The organism is Halobacteriovorax sp. HLS, from assembly GCF_004006665.1.
GTDB lineage: Bacteria > Bdellovibrionota > Bacteriovoracia > Bacteriovoracales > Bacteriovoracaceae > Halobacteriovorax.
On record NZ_QOCL01000003.1, the window covers coordinates 600,067 to 618,738 of the forward strand.

Sequence of the window (18,672 nt, forward strand, 5' to 3'; positions counted from 1 at the left end):
AAAAAATTAAAGTAGGCACAAGGCCTACTTCAATAAGTAAATCAAGAACAACTTCCACAACAACTTTCACCTTCAGAGTCTATATCTCCTCCTTGGGCCTTAGTTGTTTTAAGTTTATAGAGACCAGTTTTATCTAACACTGCTACAGCATAACTTAGAGCACCAATAGCAAAAATAATATCTCCAATAGCTCTTAGCCATCGCAAATTTTGAATTAGCTCAGATTGCATCACTTCCTCACCTCTAGCATACCAAAGTCCAACATCAAGAGAAGCTGAAAACTGAATCATACCAATAGGAAGCAAACTAAGAACAATCATTAAGCCTAACCCAATATTCATTCCCCAAAATGCGATCCCCACAGCTCTATCATTCCACTTCCTTTCATTGAACGCCGTTTGAACAATAAATAAAACAAGTCCAAGGGATAAAAGTCCATAAACTCCAAAAGTTGCACCATGAGCATGGACCGCAGTTGTATTAAGCCCCTGAAGGTAATAAAGAGCAATTGGAGGGTTAATTAAGAATCCAAAGACACCAGCACCAATAAGGTTCCAAAAAGCAACACCAACAAAGAATGTTACAGGCCATTTATAATTTTTAGTCCAACTAGTTAGGTTTTGAACTCTAAATGTATGAAATGCTTCGTAACCAATTAATACAAGAGGAACAACTTCTAGTGCAGAAAAGCATGCTCCAATCGCACTAACTGAAGTAGGTGTTCCACTGAAATATAAATGATGGAATGTACCAGGTATCCCTCCAACCAAGAAAATAGAAGTTGAAAGTAGTGACGCCTTAGTAGCAGACCTTGGTTTTATTAGACCTAGAGTTACAAAGATAAAGGCAAGAGCAACGGTTGCGAATACCTCAAAGAATCCTTCAACCCAAAGGTGGACAACCCACCATCTCCAAAACTCCATTATACTAATATGAGTTCTTGCTCCATAGAAAAGGCCCCCGCCATAGAAAAGACCAATTGCAATTGTTGAAGCAGCAAATAAAAGTAAAAGTTGCTTAGAATCCTTTGCAATCTTTAAAGCTGGAGCGATACATCTCAACATCAACAGTAACCAAACACCAAGACCAACTAAGAGTAAGATTTGCCAGACTCTCCCTAGGTCAACATACTCATAACCTTGATGACCAAACCAAAAACTAAGGTCTAGATCAATCAACTGATGAATGGCCATCGCCTCACCAGTAAGTGAACCACCTACGACCACGAGTAATGCACCAAAGAGGAAGTTAACACCAAACCTTTGATACTTTGGGTCCTTACCACCATTTATAATTGGTGCAATGAATAGTCCAGCGGCCAGGAATGAAGTTGCAATCCAAAATAGTGCAATTTGAATATGCCACGTTCTAGCAAGCGAATAAGGAACTATCTTTGATAATGGAAGACCATAGAAATCTTGCCCTTCAACAGTGTAGTGAGCAAGAACACCACCTAAAACTATTTGTAAAATAAACAGTAAAATGACAGTCGACCAGTACTTCCATAGGGCCTTCATAGAAGGAGTTAACTTAAAATTCTTTAACGGATCTTCTTTTGGTAGTGTAGAACTTATTTCATCTTCTTCTTTTTTGAAAGCATAGTACCAAACAAGTAGACCTACTGCTAACAGAAGAATTACAAAAGAAATAACAGACCAGAATATATTTTCACCTGTTGGAACGTTATTGATCAACGGCTCATGGGGCCAGTTATTAGTGTACGTATGATCTTTACCTGGTCGATTAGAAGATGCTGCCCAAGTTGACCAATGAAAGAAGGCCATCATTTTTTCACGTTTTTCTACTGATGGTAGAACTTCTTCATGAATTGCATATGCTTTTCTGGTCTCTCTTAGTTCAGATGTATTACTAAATAAACTCATATAATAATTCTTAGTTTTAACGAAGGCCTGGTAACGAATTTCTGAGACCGTCACTTTAGAATTAACGACATTTGAATTTCTATAATCATCAAGCATTGATGCTTTAACCATCATTTGTTCATGAGTATTAAGCTCAGAAAACTTCTTTGAAAAGTTTAGCTTGCTGAAAATATCTTGATAATTAACTAACTCTCTATGTAACCAATCCGCTGTCCAATCTGGAGCCTGATAAGCTCCGTGCCCCCAAATAGAACCAATTTGCTGGCCACCAATAGATTGCCAAACAGTTTGGCCATCTAAAATGTCTTTTTCAGTGTAAATAACACCCACTGATTCGACCCTTAACTCACTGTAAATAGGAGGAGCACTTCTGTACACCTCACTGCCAAAAAAACCTAAAATAGTAAATGTTCCAGTTAGAACAAATACTAAGAGTAGCCAGTACTTTTTCATAAATTCCTCATCTATCAGTTTATTATTATAATATTTATAATTTATATTAATATATATTAAATATATCTTTGTAAATACCAAATATCAATGTATTAATAATTATGCGATTAAAAACAAAAACTGATTACTGTATCAGAGTGCTAATTCATCTACAGAAAATGGACTCTAAGTTAAGAATTCAAGATATAGCTGATGCTCTACAGGTTTCTAAGAATCATTTAAGTGTGGCCGTAAATAAGCTATCTGAACTAGGGTATATTCACTCAACGCAAGGTCCTAAGGGTGGTATTGAGTTTAATTATTCAGCAGGAGACAGGACTGTTGCAGAGCTAATATCCAAAGTTGAAGACTTTCAAGTTGTCGAATGCTTTGATCCTGCAAATAACTTATGTACCCTATCTTCAAACTGTAAGTTAAAAGGGATGCTCGCTAAATCAACAACAGCTTTCTTAGACGAGCTCAAGAAGTATAAGATCAAGGATCTTATATAAATAAGGCATTACTTTTCAGCAACAACCTTACTTTCTTTATCTTTGTTTAAAATTCTCCATTCAAGGTAGAAGCGGTTTAATTTCTGCTCGACATCAGCAATCTCAGTACTTTTTACAGGTAGTTTTACTAAAACAGAAAAATCTTTACCATTTTCGACAATGACCTTTGTTCTAGGGTTGATGGACGGAACAAGGATCCCTTCTTTATCACAGAACTTACTTATGCTATCTTTTGATTCAGCTAAATAGCCCACACAAAATTCTTCAGAGACTTTTAGCAGTTCACGCTCAAATTCCTCTAATTTAGACTCATCTGAAATTTTATAAGTAAAAGACTTAATTGAATATCCTTTGAAGTAAGATTCATTCTTTAAGGCCTTAGATAGCATCAAACTATTTGGAATAGAGATGATATCACCTGTTGTTTGTTGTGAGTTTTTCTCAGGACCAATTTCTAAAATCTTAGTTGTTAAAAGACTTTTCTCTATGACAAATCCACGAAAATTATCTATTTCAATTCTATGACCTACTTTAAATAATTTTGAAATATTTATAAGACTGCCACCAGTGAAGCACATGATAAGCTCTTTTAGAGCAAGAACTACGGCCGCCGCTACAGCTAGTATTGAAACAAAGAAAACCTGCAACTGGGCAAACCAAAGAGAGAAAACACACACGACCAGAAAATAAAATAGATACTGTGATACCTTTCTCTTCAAAAGGATCTTATCTTGCTTAACTGCTTTTCCCTTATTTATCGAATTTAATATTATTTTCCGAATTAATCCGAAAAAAAGAAAGAGGATAAAGCTTAAAAGAGCTGTTCTGAAATAGGGATAACTCTCAAATATATGAATCAGTCTTGCTAAGTATACTTCCATTATTGACTCCGTAAGTAGTTAATATACTCACAATTTCAATCTAATTAAAGTAGAATTAGAGTAAAACGCAAAATAACTTCTTAGAACTTCTACGATTTTTCCAAAACTCATATTTACACAGATGGGCATAACAATTATAGTTTAGTAATGAAAAATATTGCATTTATAACGAAGTCTGCGAAGTTTGACTCTCTTATCAACACATTTAGAAAGTCTTCAATCAATGCTCAAAAAAAAGATCTTGCGTCCGATCTCTCAAGCTTTAACGTCATCATTTGTGATCTAGGCTATCCGATGGACCTTGCGTACACATTTTTGGAAAAAATTAATCATGATTTCAATTTTAGCGACAAAGTCATTATTTCAATAATTACACATAAATCGCAAATCATTAAACTTAGATCACTAGAGCTTGGGTGTGATGGCTACATAAGTCCAAATATTGAATATTCTGATTTAGTAAAAAAAATAAGAGAGATCGATGATCCTGAGAAATTTCTCATTAAGAAAGACTTCGATAATACGGCCTTTGACATTCAATTTGACGGCTCCCTTACCCATATATCAGAAACAGGTTGTCTCGTTATAAGTAAGGCCTCTATTGATCCTCAAGAAGAGAAAGTAGATATGTCATCATCTCTTTTTGATCAACTCCAGCTCAATGAAGACTTCTATTTTTCAGTCTCTAAATCAAATCCGACATCGAAAAAAAGCTTTATAACAGAAGTTAAGTTTTCCAATCTACATGAAGAAAGTCGACATAAAATAAGAAAGATGATCCATGAATGGGGAGCAAAATGAACGTTCAACTCTTAAGCGATAAGCAGGATATTATTAATCCAATAAAGCTATTCTTTCAAAGAAAGAGCTTTCAAATATTCAAAACTGACAGTATAGAATCTTTTTTTAAAAACTGTGTTGAAAACCCATCAAATATCTTCATCCTTCAATCAGATATTGGATCTGAGACACAGATATTAGACTTTATAAAAGATCTGAGATTGTACTTTGGAGCATTCCCTTTAATCTTTGTAATCGATACAAAGACGAAGATCCAAAATGTAGCAAATTTTCTCAATGTTGGTGCTGATAGTGCCCTCTATCTACCTCTTGATTTTACGATCATAGAAGACTTTATTAGAAATCGACTTCAAAAGGATAGCTTTCTTCCTATCCACTATCGCCATGTGCCTAGTGGTGGGATTCCAGTTAAGTTATCACGTCCAATTAAACTCTCCCAAGTTAGTACAGACGGAATAACTTTTGAATCAGCTGACTTTTTAATGAGAGGTATGTTTTTCAAATTCAACTTTGAGAATATATTTAAGCTATCTACTCGTCAGATAAAATGTAAGATCACAATCTGCGAAAAAAATGAAACTGAAGAAACTTATAAGTACTTTGCAGAGTATTTTGAAATTGCACCAGGATTACGCAAGGAAATCCGCTTCAGTTTAAAGAATATTTAATGATAGAGGAAAGAAAGCTATGCGCAGTATATTAATTTTAGTACTAGTTCTTTTTACAGCATTTAGTGTTTATGTTACAAAGGAAACAAACTATTGGGGAGCATTTCCACCATTTGACAATCTAAACACAACACAGATATTCATTGATTTATTAATAAGCGCGTCCCTAGTTATTTATCTACTTTATAAGAATAGAGTTAAGACAAAGCAATCAATTTTACCAATAACCCTTTGTGGAATTGGCACTATTTTTCTTGGTTCAATTGCAATACTAGTATACTTTATTTGGGACAAAAGTTTATATCAAGATTCAAGAGAATAAATTCACATAAAGCCTTCTAATATACTCACAACATACTAAGCAAGTACCTAATCTCGTATAATATCTTCAGTTATACCGTTATACATAGAGTAATACTTTTTCAATAGGTCATGCCTTAAGGCAGGAACAAAGCGTTCATTAGCTCCATTCATATCCTCAGCATGAATTAGCGAATTCAAAATACTCTCTTCTGTGGCCTCGATGACGGCCTGATAAGCTAAGTTTAACTGCTTATCAAAGATAAGGTGAATTCCATGTTGAGATTTCTTTGACTCATGTTTAATTTTATTTGCGGTGGAGAAACCGACTATAATTTCACCACTTCCATGGGCAGCGTATGAGCCCATTCTTCCAATTCCTAATGCAGCTCTCTTACAAAGTCGGTCTAATTGATGAGTAGACAAAGGCATATCAGTAGCAATCACAGTAATGATTGAGCCATAATTCTCTACTCGTCTTTGATAATTTCCTTGCTCTTTAGCAAGGCACAGCCCAATGGGATATCCATTTACTCTGAGACCTTCCATATCACCAAAGTTACTTTGAACCAGCACTCCGATCGTGTACTCTTTATCATCAATATTTATGATTCGACTTGATGAACCTATGCCACCTTTTAGGTCGCTACAAATCATTCCTGTACCCGCACCAACACAACCCTGATCGATTCTTCCAGATTTTGCATCCCTTATGGCATCAAAGACATCCTCATCAGTGATATTAAATTTAATACAGTCATTTAAAAAACTATCGTCGCATTCTCCAACAACTGGGATAACAACGTCACGATAGTTCCAAATTTTTTCATACTTCTTGCTCATCCATTTGGTCATAGCATCAGAAACTCTTCCCACGGACATTGTATTGGTTAAAGCAATTGGAGTCTCTAAAATTCCCCACTCAGTTAACTGGGTTAGGCCAGAAACTTCACCTGCTCCATTTAAAATAAACTTTCCGCCAATGAACTTATTATAGAATATTTGATCATTCGGCATAATGACAGTAACACCTGTTCTAACATCTTCACCCTGGATCAAAGTTTTGTGACCTACTTTTACACCCAAAACATCTGTAATATTATTATTAGTCCCTTGATCAAAGTGACCTATTCTAATGCCTAAATCTTTAAGATCGATTTGTTCCATATGTCCTCTATTTATTTTTACTCTGACGCCATCTCTTAATCGATGGACGAATAATCTTACCAATTAGTTGATTATAGCTGATTCCATTTTTATCTGCGATAATAGAAAGATCACTAAAACCTGGAGAGAGACCTGGAAGAGGATTTATTTCGATAAAATAAACCTCTTCGTCCTCAGTAACTCTAAAGTCGGCCCTAGCAATATCTCGACAACCCGTAATGACAAAGATATCTTTTGCCGCCTTACTAAGTTTTCTATGAAGCTTCTTGGAAATATCAGGAGGGCTTTGTAGCTTAAAGTACTTATTATCAAGGGGATCGCTTTCCTGCTTAGCTTCAAAAGAATAAACAGGAAGAGAGTCCATAGGTTCCTTAAATTCAATTTCAGAAATACCAATAACTGAAGGAACGCCATTGCCCCAGACCCCAACAGTAAACTCTCGACCAACAATATACTCCTCGCAAAGTACTGCTCCCATATTCTCATCAAAGCATTGCGTAATTCTCTTTTGAAATTCTTCATCATTTCTAACCACAGAGTTATCGTAAATTCCCTTAGATGTTCCCTCTAAATTTGGCTTAAGAATCACTGGATAGCGAAGGTCATGTTTAATATTTTTTGTACCAACTTCAAACACCTTTGATCTAGGAGCGTTAAGACCTTCAGAGAGAACTAGTTTTGTTGAAAGAGACTTGTTTAGGGTAATAGATAAGCAAGCAGCATCACTACCTGTGTGTTCAATTCCCAGTAAATCACAAAGCGCAGGAACTTGGGCCTCTCTTGACTTCTTATGTAGTCCTTCAGCAATATTAAAAACTACATCAATCTTATTATCTTGTAGATTCTTTGCAAGGTTTCGATCCGCCTCAATCAGGGTCATATTATGTCCATTACTTCTGATAGCTTCCCCAATGGCATTAATCGTTTCCTCGCTATCAAACTCAGCCTCTTCTTCGTAACCTACTTCACCAGTCTTCTTTCTCTTAACATTGTAAACAAGAGCAACATTTGGCTTTCTTAAATCAAGTGCTCGAGATTTTCTAAGGCTTGGTCCTGCAATACACTGCCTCTGGATAGCTGATTCAATTATTGCCCCCAATGTTTCACTGTAATTCTTTCCGGCAACAGATGTTGCACAAAAAAGTCCTGCATCTTTTTGCAAAGAAGGTAGAGCGTTTATTTCTATAAAATAAACTTCACCAGTTGTTGTAACCCTAAAGTCAGCTCTTGCCATATCATTAATACCAAGACCTTCTACTACAAGCTTCATCTGATCAATGAGTCTCTTTTTTACATCATTGTCTATATTGGCCGGACAATTAACGCCGACTTGATCCCCATTATGGTTTTTTAAATCATAGTCGTAAATTGTGACTCCATCAGTCTCTATACCTGAGTACTCAACTGGCTCAAGAACACCCTCATTACCAAGACCAAATACATAAGGAACTGTAATATCTCTACCTTCAATATACTTTTCAACTAAAAGGCCTTCAGGAAATTGGGCGAGTACTTCTTTAGAATAACTGACAAATTCCTTAGTATTATCGCATTTAGAGCGCTTAGTAATCCCTTTACTTGATCCCTCAAAGTTAGGCTTAACAAATACTGGATAGCTCAATTCAGATGCTAGAGAATCAATTTCTCTAGAGTCAGAAATAAAGTAACTCTCAGGAGTAATAACTCCCTTTTTTTCTAAGACATTCTTTGTAAGGTACTTATCAAGTGTTAAGAAGCATGCAAATGGCCCACTTCCAACATATTTCATATTTAGTTGCTCAAAAACTGTCGGCGCCAAGGCCTCTCTACCAATTCCCGCAAAACCCTCGGCAGTATTGAACACTAAATCAGCTTCTGAGCTAATTAATTGATCAATCCAACGTCCTCCTTTAGACATCTCAATTTTAAGTACTTCATGGCCTGCATCAATTATTCCACCAGAAATTTCTTCAATGACTTCGGCCGTATCAAATTCGGCTTCTTCTATCGCCGAGCTCTTTTTTAAGTTATGAACAAATGCTATCTTCATAATATCTCCTACTTTATTAACATATCACTAAACAGAGAATGTAATAAGTTTAAATATTTGTATATAGTTATCCATTGCGCTGCGCGCATACCTAAGTAGTCGCGACCATTCCCTAAAAAAGTTAATTTAAAATTTGTCATGAGAAGGAAAAACTAAACATTCTTTACTAACGTAGTGTCAACGTGTCTCCAATATTTAATGGCCGTATTCAAAAAAGTACAGAAATACACATCTAGAAAGAAAAGTTATATAAATTTTTCTTCAATGCTTATAGCTTGTCTCCAACAAAGCAATATTTTCTTAGAAAGGAGAAAGAAATGAGATTATTAGTATTAGGATTAGCGATTTTAACTTCACTAACTAGTTTTGGAGCGAGAGAGGAAAGAATTATTGAAGAAATGCCAACAGTTCAAGTTTATTTTAACAAGCAAATTAAATTCCTACCACTTGCAAACTTCTGCAAGTCAGGAGACATGCTCGAAACAATAAATGAGCACAAGATGTGTGTTGAATTTAATCAAGAAAGAGATTCACGAGGAAGAAGAAGATCTTCTCTAAACTGCAAAGAGTATGAAAAAATGATTCTTGCAACATCAATTGAACATAAAAAGAGTAAATGTGTTGATTACGATAGAAGAAGAAAGAAATGTAAAAAGTATGAAGATAGATTCTATGTATATCCAACAAATTATATTAAAACTGTAAGAAAGCAAAGATGGATTGGTAATAGAGATAGTGGACGTTGGGGATATCCTGGAGTGGTCCTAAGTAAAACGGAAGAGACTGTTCCAGAGTGTAATTAGTGTGTGCGGTAAGCTAGGTGGTTGCTATAATTTCCCTAGCTTACCGTTTTCTCATGTACTCAATTGAGTACATATAATTTTCATACAATATTTAAATATATCAAATAAGGTGTTATAAATAGGTCAATTAGTGAGAGACAGCGTACTCAAAGGACCAAAGCTTGATACCAAGAGTTATTGATTACTTAGATTATAGAGAATACTTGCAAGACTTCTTTCTAGCTAAGAAAGCAGCAAAGAATGAGTATAGCTACAGAGTTTTTAACTCTAAGGGTGGGATAAAATCTCCATCACATTTAAAGTCTATAATTGATCAAAAAAGAAATCTAACCCTAAAAACAATTGAACAATATACTAAATCATTAGACCTCAAAAAGAGCAACGAAAAGAACTATTTCAAACTACTTGTTCTCTATAACCAAGAAAAATGTCTTACTAAGAAAGAAGAAATCTTTACGAGTCTAATGGAAGAAAAAAGAAAGAAAAATTTAACGATGGTTGAGCAGGCACAGTTTAACTTTCTAGCAAGCTGGTACAATGTTGTGATCTACGTCTTATTAGATATGGGTGATTTCAAATTGAACGATCAACGTTTAATCAAGATATTAAAAAATAGGATTTCACGAAAAGAACTTGAAGATGCTTTCTCAGTTCTTACTATTCTAAAACTTATAAAAGAAGATGATCTTGGTTTCTACAGACAGACAAGTGGCGCCCTATCAACTAGCGAGGATATAAGAGATATGGCCATTCATAAATATCATAAGAATATGAATGAATTAGCAAAGCAGTCTCTTGTAAAAGATGACTTAGGAATTCGAGAGTTTAATGGTGCCACAATACCTATATGCAGGGAAAAGCTACCTTTATTAAAAGAGAAGATACGAACCTTTCGTAAAGAGATAAACGCTATGGCGAGTTCATATGCTGAGCCTACTCATGTCTATCAATTAAATATACAACTTTTCCCTTTAACAGAAGGGTTGTCGTGAAACAGATTATTTTATTAATACTTATAAGCATATCCAATTTATCAAATGCATCCCTAGGTGGTGTTGATGTTGGAAATGGAAGAGTCGTGAACATCGACATTGAACAAAGTTTTCCAAGTGAACTTCAACTGATAGAGTATGTAAACAATATTCAAAGAAGCATCTCAGTAGGTAAGAATGATCAAATTATTAAGTTACTTAAAGTTGAAAACTGCAAAAAATCTAAGATCATAGACCTAAAAGTAAAAAAGAAATTACCTGTATCAAAAAGAAATACATTTAAACTAAATCATTATTCTGGTGAAATATCACTAAAACTAAGCGAGTGCGAAAATGACAAAAAATAAAGTAAAAATCTTACTTGTACTAATCATGACACTATATACTTCTCAAACTCTAGCAGGAAGCAATAAGCATACAAACTGGATGACTTTCATTGCTAATACCGAATCTGAAGCAGTAGAAATGGCACAAGAAATTGCGACACAAATATTAAATGCTGAAATTATCGAAGTAATTTCTTTTGGTCGCAGACATGATTGTGAATTTAGAGTTAGAAGGGACAATGGAAAGAAAATCAGAATTAGAAGTCTAGATATAGATAAGCACTATTCGTTTGAAGCAAATGAGTTTAGGCCATACTTTAAAGCACAATTATTTTATCAATTTACAAAATGTCGTAAAGAAAGAACCCGAAGATACTAATAACTAACTCGGAAAGTATTTGTTTAAAGTAATAATAAAGTCATTTAAGTGAACAGGTTTGCTTAGACAATCGTTCATACCAGCTTCATAATACTTAATGACTTCCTCACTCATTACGGATGCAGTTAGTGCCACAATAATTGGAACACTTTCTTGATTGTTAAACGTTCTAATATCCTTAGTGGCCTCAATTCCATCCATTTCAGGCATATGATAATCCATAAAAATAAGGTCATAAGAATGTGACCTACAAAGTTCAACTGCAATCTTACCATTTTCTGCTAAATCAGCGTCAATACCTAATTTTTTTAGTAATTTTAGTGTAAGAATTTGATTAATTTTATTATCCTCTGCCACAAGTACTTTCACACCACTGATATTAAAGTTCCTATCCTGATCTTTCTTAGTATTAGTATCAGCAGTAGAACTAGCTCTATCCAAAACGATATTAATTTTAAAGATTGTTCCATGATCTTTAGCAGTTGAAAAAGATATACTCCCTTCCATAGATTCAACTAATGACTTACAAATACTTAAACCTAGTCCAGTACCACCAAACTTTCTTGTCGTAGAAGGGTCTCCTTGATTAAAGGACTTAAATATATCTTTTTCAATATTTTCTCCCATTCCAATTCCATTATCACTTACTTCTATTATAGTGTTGACTCGGCCATCAGAGGTTGTTTCAAATCTAACAAAAACTTCAATCACACCACCTCTTGTAAACTTGTTAGCATTATTTACAAGATTATTTATTATTTGTTTTACTTTTGTAGGATCGCCACATACAAACTCACCTCCATCATGGTTCCAATGTAGAATAAAACTATTTCCAGTATTGGTATTTGAGGACTTAAACAATAACAAAATATCCTCTATCTCTTTTTTTAAATTAAAATCAATCTTTTCAAGTTCAAACTTCTTAGTACTATACTTCGTATAGTCTAAGATATCATTGATAATTGTTAAAAGATGGTTTCCACAGTTAATTATAGTTTCAATAGATTCTAAATTCTCCGTGTCTTTTAAGCGTGACTTAAGTATTTCCCCCATGCCTAAGATACCATTCATCGGTGTTCTAATCTCATGGGACATATTGGCCAGAAACTTTGATTTTGCTTTATTCGCTTCAATAAGTCCTTGAGTTCTAGCAACAACTTTTTCTTCAAGCTCGTTATTTGACTTAGCAAGTAATTCCTTTGAAATTTCTAACTCTTTAACTAGAAGCTTAATTTTTGATTCTCTTCCAGTTATCACAAGCAAAAAGGCCCCAAGAACACTACAAACAAATAAACCTGCAGATAGTACAAACCAGGCATACCAAGTCTGTTTCTTAATATAGTAAAATGGTAGTTGATTTATGACCATAACCCACTTCTTCGAATCAAAATCTATCTCAATTGACTTTTTTAATAAACCATTTACCTTTAATTCGAGATCCTTTGGATCAAAAGCATCACTCTTTCCTTCTGGATATTGATAAAGAAGCTCCTTATTTCCATCCTCTAATACAAATATTTCAAGACCTTCAGTATCAAGGTTTTTAAGAGTTTCTCTAAAGAGTGAGTGAATATTGAAAACACCAACCATGAAACCTTTTATGTGATTTCTTCTATCTTCGAGTGTTTCAATTTTCTTAGAGTAACTATACACAGGCTGAAAGACCAAGATTCCTTTTTCTGCCTTGCTTTCTTGCACTAAGTTTATTGGACTTGTTGCAATCAGCGCCCCTGAATCTCTTGCTTGTTGTAGGGCCATCAGACGTAACTTATTTGAAGAAACATCAAAACCTTCTACTCGCATATTGCTATCATAGGGCTCAATATAGAGAACAGGAATATATGACTCTCTCTTTCCAGCAGAAACAAGTTGACCTTCTTTGTTACGCTCCTTAATCCTTATCCCTGTGGTCTTTTCAAAGTTCTTCCTATCCCTTTCGTAAACAATAGGATTCCATGAAAGAGCTTTAATTCCACTAGAGCTAGCTAATGAGCTCTCTACAAAATTTCTAAAATCTTTTCGAGACACTTTAGAGGAAGATTTATAAAAGCTAGCAAGAGACTTTAATGCTGCTTCGTAGCTAGCTTTTTTAATTTTAAATTTTGTACGAATTGTATCTACTCTTGAGTTGAAAGTATTTAACTGTTTCTCTTGTTCCCATTTACGAGCAAAGACAAAGAACACGATGATTAAGATGAACATTAAAGATACTGGAATAGAGAATGATACTTTTCTTGAACTCCACAAGGGATCGGTCTTAAAAAATGAAAAAATTATTGGTGTAATAATAATCGCCCCAATAGTATCCCCAACCCACCATGTAAACCAACTAAATAAAAGTGTGTCCAAATTTATGACACCAAAAAGATAAAGAGAACCAGAGCCAATTACAGAACTAATTAAGCACGATATAGGTCCAACAATCATTAAAAAGAGTAGTATATCTCTCGCGTCTTCTAGTCGGCTCTGTTGCAATCGTGACTTTCTTATTAGAATTTTTCCTAATATTGCCTGCAATGATGCGCCAAAAGCTATGCTTAGAGGTAGTCGAGATGCAATTACAAAACCCTCAAATGAAGAATAATCTGAAGAGTTAGACAGATTAACAAGAAATGATCCTAAAAGAACACCTATGCAAGCGTGATAACCGAAGATTAAGGCTGAAGCGACAGCAACTCCAGCGGCAGGCCATATGGCGCTAGCAAATCCAGGAGGAATGGCAAGCAGCAGCCCCACTCTTCCAGAGAGGTAATAGGCTAAAGCTACCATGAGTATCTGTAGGCATTTTTTTACATTCATCTAAATCCAATAGCGGTATTTAAGTACCTATTTATCGGAGAGATTATTTATAGTTGTAAAAGAAGATAAAAAATTATTAATATATTATATTATGAGGTAGTAAAGAGACGGATCGTTGCAACTATAACCTACAGAGATATCTCAGTAGGTTATATAATCAATTTAGTATTTCTTTACTTTTGTTTTTCTAGATTCTAGCGAGTTGCCATTTTCGAAGATCAGCTTAACAACTTCTATTGTTTCAACTTTAGTTATAGGTCCATTTCTTTCATTCTGATAAGTCAGTTTAAAAAGCTCAACAATTTTCTTAACTTCAGTTTTACCATTAGCATCAGCATTTCTAATAACTTCAGTAACAGGATCGCAACTAAAGTCGCCAGAAGTATAACCAATACCTGTAAATATCGTATGCTTAAATAATGTTCCCTTAATCTCGCTAGTTGTTAGAGTAGCTTCTGGGGTTTTAATTGTACCTGCATGAGCATATTGCTCTTTCCACTCACACTTTAAGTTCTTACTGTTAACTGAGACTTTGATAAATTCTTTAGTTGTTGATATTGGGGCCGAGAATGTATTCGTCGATAAGATCAATGATGATAATAATCCTAAATTCGCTATTATTGACTTCATAAGTATCCTTTTTAATTTAATTATCTGATTCCTATAACAAAGAATTGGCCCCTAAATCTATCCAAACTGTAGAAATTACAATATTTATTGAATAAGACTACAGTTAGATAGGCCTATCCCCAAAGAAGTTCCTAAATGGCCTGCATACAATATCTTAATGACACTAACTTTGAGAAAATCTAATCTGTAAAATAAACGCTACAATCATTGTGATTCAGATAATTTAGAAATAAACTATACGTAGAAAATGAAGCTTTACGGTTAATTGGCCCCCTTTATTATAAGAGAAGAATTCTTAGGAGATTAATATGAGCACTCGAGTGGAACATGACCTATTAGGACAAATGGAAATTGATGATTCAAAATATTTTGGCATTCACACACAAAGAGCAGTAAATAACTTTAAGATATCTAACTCTATCATTGGAGACTACCCTATTTTCATAAAAGGCATGGTAATAGCAAAGAAGGCCTGTGCCAGTGCAAATAAAGAAATTGGAACAATTCCTTCTGATAAGTGTGACATGATTATTCATGCCTGTGACAAGATTTTAGATGATATTAATAAGTATGCTCCCTATTTTCCTTCAGATTGTTTTCAAGGAGGCGCCGGAACTTCAGTCAACATGAATACAAATGAAGTTATCGCCAACGTTGCTCTTGAGATGAATGGATTTAAAAAAGGACAGTATGAAGTTTTAGACCCTAATGATCATGTTAATAAGTCTCAATCAACAAATGACGCCTACCCTACAGGATTTAGAGTAGCACTTTACTATTATCTCACAGACCTAATGGGAAAACTTGAATACCTTGTAAATTCTTTTGATAAGAAGTCCCTAGAATTCAAAAGTGTATTAAAAATGGGTAGAACCCAGCTACAAGATGCTGTACCAATGTCTTTAGGTGAAGAGTTCGGTGCTTGGAAAACAAATATTCAAGAAGAAATCAAAAGTATTGAAAACGTGAGAGAACTAATTCTAGAGATTAACCTTGGTGCAACGGCCATTGGAACCGGCGTTAATGCTCCAAAGCAGTATTCTGATATTGCTGTTAAATATCTAGCTCAATTCACCGGAGCTAGTTTTATAAAAACTGAAAACCTAATAGAAGCAACTTCAGACTGCGGCGCGTATGTCATGATATCTGGGGCGCTCAAGAGGACATCGGTGAAGCTATCTAAAATTTGCAATGACCTAAGATTACTTTCTTCGGGACCAAGATGTGGCTTCAATGAGATTAACCTCCCTCAGCTACAGGCCGGATCTTCGATTATGCCAGCAAAAGTCAACCCAGTTATTCCTGAAGTTGTAAATCAAGTTTGCTTTAAAATTATTGGAAATGATGTTGCTGTTTCATTTGCAGCCGAAGGTGGACAGTTACAACTTAATGTTATGGAGCCTGTTATAGCTCAGGCCATCTTTGAGTCTATTGAACTTCTTAGTAACGCATGTACTACTTTAAGTGATAAATGTATTGATGGAATAACAGCAAACGAAGAACACACAAAGAATATGGTCCTAAACTCCATAGGGATAATTACATTTCTTAACCCATATATTGGTCACCACATGGGTGATCAAATTGGAAAAGAAGCTGCAACAACAGGAAAGAATGTTCGAGACCTAGTTCTTGAAAAAGGGCTCCTTTCAGAAAAAGAGCTTGATGATATTCTCAGTGTTCAAAACTTAATGCACCCTGAGTATAAGGCGAAGCTGTACAAATAAGGCATAAGCACTTTAAGGGAGTCACATCAGCTCCCTAGAAATTCAAATATTCTTACTTGAATTTAAATATTTCTTTTGGCAATATTCTTAGCTAAATAACTAAATCAAGGATATCTATGAAAATCGTGCTTCTTTCACTAACTCTCCTCTTAATGGGGTGTAATTCTAAAGTCGAGATAAATGTAGGATCAAGTGTTGAGCTTACCAAATGGAATGAAACAGAAAACACTAAAGGTCTAATAAAATACATCAAAGACTCAGCAACTGAAGGACATGAGAACTATGTTCCTCCAATAGACAGAATTGCTGTTTTTGATAATGATGGGACACTTTGGTCTGAACAACCTTTCTATTACCCAGTTCAAGCCCTACTCGACTTTTACAAAGAAATTATCGTAATCAAGCACAAAAAAGGTATTTCAAGTGTAGACACTATTTTAAAAAATGGTGTCCATAAAGCATCTAAGAAAGATCTGGTTTTTGTTTTAAAGACTATTCAGTCAGGTACAACAAACGAAGAGTTTGAGCAGTTCGTTAAGCTCTGGTTAACAACTAAGAAGCACAAGAAATTTGAAAAACTATATTACAAAATGACATATGCACCGATGACTGAGCTTTTAAATATATTAAAAGAAAATGATTACGAAGTCTTCATGGTAACAGGTGGGGAGACACAATTTGCGAGAGTTCTAAACAGAATATCTTATCAATTACCAGAGCAAAATATTATAGGAACAACCTTCTCTAAGAAAGTAATTGAAGAAGATGGACAAATGAAGGTTATAAGAACAAACGATGACTTCTTTTTAAACGACAAAGAAGGGAAAATAGTAAGCATTGTCGAAAAAATCGGTAAAGTTCCTACTATTGCATTTGGCAACTCGGACGGAGATTTTGCAATGCTAAAATACACAAAACTTAATTCTAAGTACAAGACATACGCTGCCGTTATCAGACATGATGATGAACCTAGAGAGTTTCTATACGACAGAGAAACTCACGTAGGAAAGTTAGACAAAGTCTTAGACGAGTCTAGTAAATACGGAATCGAAATTATTTCAATGAAAAAGGACTTTAAAATTCTTTTCGAATAGAAAAGTGCGGGAGAGATTTCTGCCGCGCTTACTTTTCATTTCCATTAACAACATACTTAGTCATCTTTTATAAAGTTATATACATTTATTCTTTTCTTAGATTTGACCTTATAATTGGATCTCTTTGTACCTGTTCTGTATAATCTCTCTTTTATCGAAAAGGGGTCTACATTAGGATCTATTGATAATAATAATGATATGGCCCCTGAAACAAATGGAGCGGCCATAGAGGTACCTCTCTTATAGGAATAACCACTTTCGGTGATATCAGTTGAATAGATTTTTTCCCCTGGAGCAAGGATATCAACTTTCTTAGTTCCGTAATTACTTTCAGCATGAATTCTTCCATTCATCGCTAAATTGCCAACAATTATAACATCTTTGTAATTGGCTAAAAATATTCTTCTTCTATTAATATCTTTGCCACTATTTCCAGCTGCGCCTACAACGATAACACCTTTCGAAGTAGCATAGTTCACTGCCTGCTCTAATTCAGGAATATCTTTGTACTCAATCCAAGAGCAATTGATAACTTTTGCTCCATTATCAACGGCGTATCGAATAGCTCGAACAGAGGCAAGAGCATCGGAAGTTTTACCATCAAAGGCCTTTAAGATCATTAACTTTGCACTAGGGTTAATACCATTAATACCTATACCGTTATGAGCAGCTCCAATAATGCCCGCAACGTGTGTACCATGACCATGTGTATCTTCAAGAGTGTTATTATTACTTACAAAATTAAAACCGTTAATATCATCAATGTGGCCATTATTATCATCATCAACTCCAACAATTCCATTTTTCTCAGCTTCATTAACCCAGAGCTGATCTCTAAGGTCAGGATGATTAATATTTGCTCCAGTATCGATTACAGCGACGACAGTATTGTCGAATTCATAATTATTCCAAATCAATTCAATTTTATCTCCATCAAATGATTTATAAACCCACTGCTTGCTAGTATAAGAAGCATTGATGGTAAAAGTGAAAAAATTGGAAATAATGAGGACTAATACGGAAGTTCTTTTCATAAAATAATAGATATCATATTGAAAAAAAATATCTTGTTTTTTGAATTTTTTATAACAAAAGAATAGATCCAACAGAGTGGCTTTACTAAAGTATTATTTAGATAAGCCGATATAAATATGTGAATTTAAGTTGGAAACTGGAATATTTATAAGCAAAGAGTAATTTTGCCAATTTTTACGGTGGTTACAGACTTTTAAAGTAATTAATGAGCTTA

17 protein-coding genes are annotated in these 18,672 nt (G+C 34.6%); 10 read left to right on the forward strand and 7 right to left on the reverse strand.

Translation table 11 applies throughout. The features are described from left to right. Window positions 1-41: 41 nt before the first annotated feature. Complete coding sequence (locus DPQ89_RS07430; RefSeq protein WP_127716294.1) at window positions 42-2,336, reverse strand: nitric-oxide reductase large subunit; 2,295 nt, start codon at window positions 2,334-2,336, stop codon at window positions 42-44. 101 nt (window positions 2,337-2,437) lie between these two features. Between DPQ89_RS07430 and DPQ89_RS07435 the strand changes: the two genes are divergently transcribed. Next, complete coding sequence (locus DPQ89_RS07435) at window positions 2,438-2,827, forward strand: Rrf2 family transcriptional regulator (RefSeq protein ID WP_127716295.1); 390 nt, start codon at window positions 2,438-2,440, stop codon at window positions 2,825-2,827. Window positions 2,828-2,835: 8 nt separating this feature from the next. Here DPQ89_RS07435 and DPQ89_RS07440 read toward each other — a convergent pair whose 3' ends face one another. After that, a complete protein-coding gene (locus tag DPQ89_RS07440) occupies window positions 2,836-3,708 on the reverse strand; it encodes a mechanosensitive ion channel domain-containing protein (protein WP_127716296.1) in 873 nt (290 codons plus the stop codon). 147 nt (window positions 3,709-3,855) lie between these two features. Here DPQ89_RS07440 and DPQ89_RS07445 point away from each other — a divergent pair, with 147 nt between their 5' ends. The 3 genes from DPQ89_RS07445 to DPQ89_RS07455 are packed head-to-tail and all read left to right on the forward strand — an operon-like array spanning window position 3,856 to window position 5,499. Next, window positions 3,856-4,509 carry a response regulator gene (locus tag DPQ89_RS07445; RefSeq protein WP_127716297.1) on the forward strand — a complete coding sequence of 218 codons (654 nt, stop codon included), beginning with the start codon at window positions 3,856-3,858 and terminating at the stop codon, window positions 4,507-4,509. Next, a complete protein-coding gene (locus tag DPQ89_RS07450; protein ID WP_127716298.1) occupies window positions 4,506-5,177 on the forward strand; it encodes a hypothetical protein in 672 nt (223 codons plus the stop codon). Before DPQ89_RS07445 ends, DPQ89_RS07450 begins: the two co-directional genes overlap by 4 nt. 19 nt (window positions 5,178-5,196) lie before the next feature. After that, entirely contained in the window at window positions 5,197-5,499 is a 303-nt protein-coding gene (locus DPQ89_RS07455) for a hypothetical protein (RefSeq protein WP_127716299.1), read from the forward strand. 47 nt (window positions 5,500-5,546) lie between these two features. Here the strand turns inward: DPQ89_RS07455 and DPQ89_RS07460 are convergent, their stop codons facing one another. Together DPQ89_RS07460 and DPQ89_RS07465 are read right to left on the reverse strand one after the other, a co-directional pair. After that, window positions 5,547-6,644: a P1 family peptidase gene (locus DPQ89_RS07460; protein WP_127716300.1), complete on the reverse strand. Its 1,098-nt coding sequence runs from the start codon at window positions 6,642-6,644 to the stop codon at window positions 5,547-5,549. A 7-nt stretch (window positions 6,645-6,651) separates the two neighbouring features. Next, the gene (locus DPQ89_RS07465; protein ID WP_127716301.1) at window positions 6,652-8,673 is read right to left on the reverse strand and encodes an ATP-grasp domain-containing protein; all 2,022 of its coding nucleotides are present in this window, start codon (window positions 8,671-8,673) and stop codon (window positions 6,652-6,654) included. Window positions 8,674-8,990: 317 nt separating this feature from the next. Here DPQ89_RS07465 and DPQ89_RS07470 point away from each other — a divergent pair, with 317 nt between their 5' ends. The 4 genes from DPQ89_RS07470 (at window position 8,991) to DPQ89_RS07485 (ending at window position 11,173) form a co-directional block, all read left to right on the forward strand. Continuing rightward, window positions 8,991-9,476, forward strand: a complete 486-nt coding sequence (locus DPQ89_RS07470; RefSeq protein ID WP_127716302.1) for a hypothetical protein — start codon at window positions 8,991-8,993, stop codon at window positions 9,474-9,476. A 161-nt stretch (window positions 9,477-9,637) separates the two neighbouring features. Beyond that, on the forward strand, window positions 9,638-10,468 hold the full coding sequence (locus DPQ89_RS07475; RefSeq protein WP_127716303.1) for a TIGR02147 family protein: 831 nt from the start codon (window positions 9,638-9,640) through the stop codon (window positions 10,466-10,468). Then, window positions 10,465-10,815 carry a hypothetical protein gene (locus tag DPQ89_RS07480; protein WP_127716304.1) on the forward strand — a complete coding sequence of 117 codons (351 nt, stop codon included), beginning with the start codon at window positions 10,465-10,467 and terminating at the stop codon, window positions 10,813-10,815. Before DPQ89_RS07475 ends, DPQ89_RS07480 begins: the two co-directional genes overlap by 4 nt. Next, the gene (locus DPQ89_RS07485; RefSeq protein WP_127716305.1) at window positions 10,802-11,173 is read left to right on the forward strand and encodes a hypothetical protein; all 372 of its coding nucleotides are present in this window, start codon (window positions 10,802-10,804) and stop codon (window positions 11,171-11,173) included. Before DPQ89_RS07480 ends, DPQ89_RS07485 begins: the two co-directional genes overlap by 14 nt. 3 nt (window positions 11,174-11,176) lie before the next feature. On the opposite strand, the gene DPQ89_RS07490 is transcribed toward DPQ89_RS07485, so the two are convergent. Continuing rightward, the gene (locus tag DPQ89_RS07490; RefSeq protein WP_127716306.1) at window positions 11,177-13,972 is read right to left on the reverse strand and encodes a CHASE domain-containing protein; all 2,796 of its coding nucleotides are present in this window, start codon (window positions 13,970-13,972) and stop codon (window positions 11,177-11,179) included. 162 nt (window positions 13,973-14,134) lie between these two features. Continuing rightward, the gene (locus DPQ89_RS07495; RefSeq protein WP_127716307.1) at window positions 14,135-14,602 is read right to left on the reverse strand and encodes a hypothetical protein; all 468 of its coding nucleotides are present in this window, start codon (window positions 14,600-14,602) and stop codon (window positions 14,135-14,137) included. A gap of 308 nt (window positions 14,603-14,910) precedes the next feature. On the opposite strand from DPQ89_RS07495, the gene aspA reads away from it, so the two are divergent. Both aspA and DPQ89_RS07505 read left to right on the forward strand, forming a co-directional pair. Next, on the forward strand, window positions 14,911-16,329 hold the full coding sequence (aspA, locus tag DPQ89_RS07500; protein WP_127716308.1) for an aspartate ammonia-lyase: 1,419 nt from the start codon (window positions 14,911-14,913) through the stop codon (window positions 16,327-16,329). A gap of 116 nt (window positions 16,330-16,445) precedes the next feature. Further along, a complete protein-coding gene (locus tag DPQ89_RS07505) occupies window positions 16,446-17,423 on the forward strand; it encodes an HAD family hydrolase (RefSeq protein ID WP_127716309.1) in 978 nt (325 codons plus the stop codon). A gap of 56 nt (window positions 17,424-17,479) precedes the next feature. Here the strand turns inward: DPQ89_RS07505 and DPQ89_RS07510 are convergent, their stop codons facing one another. Further along, on the reverse strand, window positions 17,480-18,457 hold the full coding sequence (locus DPQ89_RS07510; protein WP_127716310.1) for a S8 family peptidase: 978 nt from the start codon (window positions 18,455-18,457) through the stop codon (window positions 17,480-17,482). Window positions 18,458-18,672 lie beyond the last annotated feature (215 nt).

Excerpts from the sequence above, each read along its gene's own strand:
- DPQ89_RS07465 (WP_127716301.1), bottom strand. The coding sequence starts at position 8,673 with ATGAAGATAGCATTTGTTCATAACTTAAAAAAGAGCTCGGCGATAGAA.
- DPQ89_RS07470 (WP_127716302.1), top strand. The coding sequence starts at position 8,991 with ATGAGATTATTAGTATTAGGATTAGCGATTTTAACTTCACTAACTAGT.
- DPQ89_RS07450 (WP_127716298.1), top strand. The coding sequence starts at position 4,506 with ATGAACGTTCAACTCTTAAGCGATAAGCAGGATATTATTAATCCAATA.
- DPQ89_RS07460 (WP_127716300.1), bottom strand. The coding sequence starts at position 6,644 with ATGGAACAAATCGATCTTAAAGATTTAGGCATTAGAATAGGTCACTTT.
- DPQ89_RS07435 (WP_127716295.1), top strand. The coding sequence starts at position 2,438 with ATGCGATTAAAAACAAAAACTGATTACTGTATCAGAGTGCTAATTCAT.
- DPQ89_RS07445 (WP_127716297.1), top strand. The coding sequence starts at position 3,856 with ATGAAAAATATTGCATTTATAACGAAGTCTGCGAAGTTTGACTCTCTT.
- DPQ89_RS07430 (WP_127716294.1), bottom strand. The coding sequence starts at position 2,336 with ATGAAAAAGTACTGGCTACTCTTAGTATTTGTTCTAACTGGAACATTT.
- DPQ89_RS07510 (WP_127716310.1), bottom strand. The coding sequence starts at position 18,457 with ATGAAAAGAACTTCCGTATTAGTCCTCATTATTTCCAATTTTTTCACT.
- aspA (WP_127716308.1), top strand. The coding sequence starts at position 14,911 with ATGAGCACTCGAGTGGAACATGACCTATTAGGACAAATGGAAATTGAT.
- DPQ89_RS07505 (WP_127716309.1), top strand. The coding sequence starts at position 16,446 with ATGAAAATCGTGCTTCTTTCACTAACTCTCCTCTTAATGGGGTGTAAT.
- DPQ89_RS07455 (WP_127716299.1), top strand. The coding sequence starts at position 5,197 with ATGCGCAGTATATTAATTTTAGTACTAGTTCTTTTTACAGCATTTAGT.
- DPQ89_RS07495 (WP_127716307.1), bottom strand. The coding sequence starts at position 14,602 with ATGAAGTCAATAATAGCGAATTTAGGATTATTATCATCATTGATCTTA.
- DPQ89_RS07485 (WP_127716305.1), top strand. The coding sequence starts at position 10,802 with ATGACAAAAAATAAAGTAAAAATCTTACTTGTACTAATCATGACACTA.
- DPQ89_RS07440 (WP_127716296.1), bottom strand. The coding sequence starts at position 3,708 with ATGGAAGTATACTTAGCAAGACTGATTCATATATTTGAGAGTTATCCC.
- DPQ89_RS07490 (WP_127716306.1), bottom strand. The coding sequence starts at position 13,972 with ATGAATGTAAAAAAATGCCTACAGATACTCATGGTAGCTTTAGCCTAT.